This is a genomic window from Spiroplasma endosymbiont of Megaselia nigra (assembly GCF_003987485.1).
GTDB lineage: Bacteria > Bacillota_I > Bacilli_A > Mycoplasmatales > Mycoplasmataceae > Spiroplasma.
This window is the reverse complement of the sequence record NZ_RCOO01000125.1, coordinates 1-3,408: the sequence shown is the minus strand read 5'-3', so window position 1 is coordinate 3,408 and position 3,408 is coordinate 1. Positions and strand designations below refer to the sequence as shown.

Genomic DNA, 3,408 nt, shown 5'->3' with positions numbered 1-3,408 from the left:
CATATCATGAAGCAACGGTTCTGTTATTAATTTGATATTTTTGAGCAATAAAACTTATCTTATTATTTTTAACTTCTTGTACTATCATTTTTCTAAAATCTGCAGTATATGTTTTAAATTTTTGTCCTTTTCTTGCCATATAAAAATGCACCTCCTCTAAAAGTTTAGTAAAGTTCTTTTTTAATTTTACTTACTTTTTGGGGTGCAGTCTATAAAATGACTTTTTATATTTCTAATATAATTAATGATAATTTTTCATTATTTTTATTAAATAGTTGTAGATTATTAATATTAATTTGTTCTTTTTCTGTAAAAATTGTAATTTCATAATTTCCATAACCTCATATACCTGATATTTCAATTTGATTTAAATTAAATAGTTTTTTATCAAAAGTTATTTTAATACTATAATCAATTAAATATTCGATTGTACTAATTCAATCTATTTTAGAATAAAGTAATTTATATCATTCAGAAAAATTATTTAAATAGTCTTCTATTTTGTCATTAGAAACAATTAAATTAGTTAAATATTTACCATATTCACCATCGGATAATTTAATTTCTGATGGAATAAGAGAAGGAATGTTATTTGTTTCTAATTCATTTGTTAATGATAATCAATTAAAAAAATTTGCTTCTAATCGATAAATAGGATTTTCTGAAATATCTTTGTTTTTAACACTTACTTTAATTTCATTATCTTTGTTATTATTAACATTTGTTTGTTGTTTTAAATTTCAATCAATAATTTTTCCAGTACTTGAATCAATTAAAGGTTTAAGAGGTTCATCACCACCATTTCAACGATAAACTGCTTTAAAATTTTGTTCCCCCTATCTTCATTTCAAAAAATTCGTTCTATTTTGCCTTCCGATTGATCATCTATTAATAAATCTTGTTCTTTTGTTTCAAAAACCCATAAAAAGAGATCAATATAATATTGTTTTAATGGATCTCAAGCCTCAATTATTTTTCCTTTATTTGTATCGTGTTTAAATTTTGATATTTTTCAATAAATAGAATTATTAGGTTTCCATATAACAAAATATCATTTATTATCTACTTGATTAAATGGTTTTTGTTGTGCTTTAATTTCTTTTCAATAATTTACTGAAATTGGTGGATTAGAACCAATAAAATTAAAATATAATGAATATATTTGTACTTGACAATCTGAAAAATAAAAATATCCTTCTTCTAATCTATTTGGTTTTGAAATTAGTTTGAAATAATAAGGGGCAATTAATTTAAAATCATCATTATAACCTTTGTTAATAGTATATTTACTATATGTATAATTTGATAACATATAGATAATTTGTTTAAATCTTTTAACAGCACTGTCATTAATAAATGTAGGATTATCTAGTTTTCAATTTTCAAATAAACCATCAATAATATCTTCGGGTTTTTGTCCTTCAAATTTTTGGCGTAGTTCAGCCGCTTTATTGGTGGGGTTACCTTTTTCATCATATTTTGCACCTTGAAATTTTCTATCATAATTATAACGATATGTTAAATAATTCAATAAAACTTTATCTAAACCATTTTTATTTATTAAATCTAAAATATCTTTACCTTGAATATAGTTTTTTGCAATATTTCATGGTAAAAAACTTTCGGTAAATCAATATTGAAATACCCTTAAATTAGGGTTTGTTTAAATTGGCATTGATAATAACGGCACCAAACTAGCATTTTCAACAATTGATGATGGATAAGAATACACACCATTGACATTGCCCCAGCACTTAATATTTCCAAATAGCATTGATTTCGGATATTTTATTTCAATTCCAGTAAATATTGTATCTTCTGGCAATGATTTTTGTAATACTAAATGAATACTATTTTGATTTTTTCATTTAAAGTCAGTTATTTTAACTAAATGAGTAGATTTAATAATTTCAACACCATCAGGTGTATAAGGGCGTTTATATTCTTCAATGATATAACACTCATTTTTATTTTCTTCACTAATTGGTTCATTAATAGATACTATTTTTAAATCTAATGTTTCTAAAAATGATTTTTCTTGTCTTGAAATATCATTGATTAAAATATCTTTTTCGTCAATCATTACATAACTTGTGCTATTGTCTTGGACTGTTGTATTTTGTTGAATTTGTAATTTAAAATTAAAATCACTAATTTCATAACCAATAATTTTAATATATTCATCTTTATCAATAAAACCTATTTTAACGCTATTTTGAGAGTAGTTTAAAGTGGGTTTTTGTTTTGTCGTCTTAACAAGATTATTAATTTTATAAATATATAATGTTCTTTCACGGTCTTCACTAAATAATTGTTCTAAATCGGGGTCGCTATATTGTGATTGATTAGCAAAATCTAACGGAATACTATCAATTGAATAATCAATTGGTTCATCATTTTCTGCTAATTTTGCTAACATTTTTTCAGATGGTTTTAACATTATTCTTGTTCTTCTTCTTCATTATACATATTGATAATAGTTTCGTTGTTTTTTAATTGTCTGTTTAAAGTAGCATTTACTGGTAAGCAAACATCAACAATTAACTCATCAATATTTTTAATATTAAATGTTCTACTATTTAAAATCGCATTATCATATTTAATTAACTTAATAATAAATTCAGTTAATTTAATTTCTCTGATATATATCATTTGTTCGTATGATGCATTTGTTTGAATATTTACACCAGCAACTTCCGCTTGGGTTTGTTGAGCCCCTTTAGCAATAGCGGGAACATGATGGCGATTTATTTTATAGTAATTAGTTAATAATCAATCATATATTTTGGTTAATTGTTCACCTTTAAAATTACCAGCAATATAGTCTACTGGTTGAAAATTACTATCAGGGTCTCCTTCAACTAATAACAAGTCATTTTCAATAAATGAAGCCAACATTTTACTAATTTCTTGGTCAACAACACCAGTTACTCCATTAGTATTAATAGTAAATTTACCACTATTTAATAATGGGTCTAGAATAATCTTTTCAGCAATAATATCTAAAATACTAGCAAATTGCTTACCATAGCGAGCTGAAGGTTCAAAATTAGGATTATTAGGAATAATTTCAATTGGCATAAAATCAATTGGCAATATTTATTCTCTTTGCAATGTTGTATAGTTATTTCATTTAGCATCATCAATATATAAGTCGCTAATAGTAATATATAATCGTGTTTTTAACTTTCTAATAACTTTTACTTGTTTAGTTACATAATCAATTTCTAATTTTTCATTAATAAAAATACTTTGGTCATTTTTAATATAGGGGTCATAATCAAAAGTACAAGATACTAAATTACCTAGTTCATCATACTGGTCATTGTAAAAATCAATAGTAATAAAATTAAGTTTTGAATTATTAGCAAAAATAAAATATGCACCCTTACCATTCTTATTAATTTT

The 3,408-nt window shown here is 23.9% G+C and carries 5 protein-coding genes; 1 reads left to right on the top strand and 4 read right to left on the bottom strand.

Annotated elements, in window-relative coordinates:
- The first annotated feature begins 501 nt into the window (after window positions 1-501).
- Window positions 502-651: a hypothetical protein gene (locus D9R21_RS07245; RefSeq protein ID WP_158613912.1), complete on the top strand. Its 150-nt coding sequence runs from the start codon at window positions 502-504 to the stop codon at window positions 649-651.
- A gap of 121 nt (window positions 652-772) precedes the next feature.
- Here the strand turns inward: D9R21_RS07245 and D9R21_RS05165 are convergent, their stop codons facing one another.
- The 4 genes from D9R21_RS05165 to D9R21_RS07240 all read right to left on the bottom strand — a co-directional run.
- The gene (locus D9R21_RS05165; protein ID WP_126821372.1) at window positions 773-1,531 is read right to left on the bottom strand and encodes a hypothetical protein; all 759 of its coding nucleotides are present in this window, start codon (window positions 1,529-1,531) and stop codon (window positions 773-775) included.
- Between the two features lie 132 nt (window positions 1,532-1,663).
- Window positions 1,664-2,440, bottom strand: a complete 777-nt coding sequence (locus D9R21_RS05160; RefSeq protein WP_126821371.1) for a hypothetical protein — start codon at window positions 2,438-2,440, stop codon at window positions 1,664-1,666.
- Window positions 2,440-3,096 (bottom strand): hypothetical protein, encoded by a 657-nt coding sequence (locus D9R21_RS05155; RefSeq protein ID WP_126821370.1) that lies wholly within the window; start codon window positions 3,094-3,096, stop codon window positions 2,440-2,442. The genes D9R21_RS05160 and D9R21_RS05155 overlap by 1 nt, the downstream gene beginning before the upstream one ends.
- Before the next feature lie 3 nt (window positions 3,097-3,099).
- On the bottom strand, window positions 3,100-3,408 hold a 309-nt coding region (locus D9R21_RS07240), incomplete at its 5' end, for a hypothetical protein (RefSeq protein ID WP_158613911.1).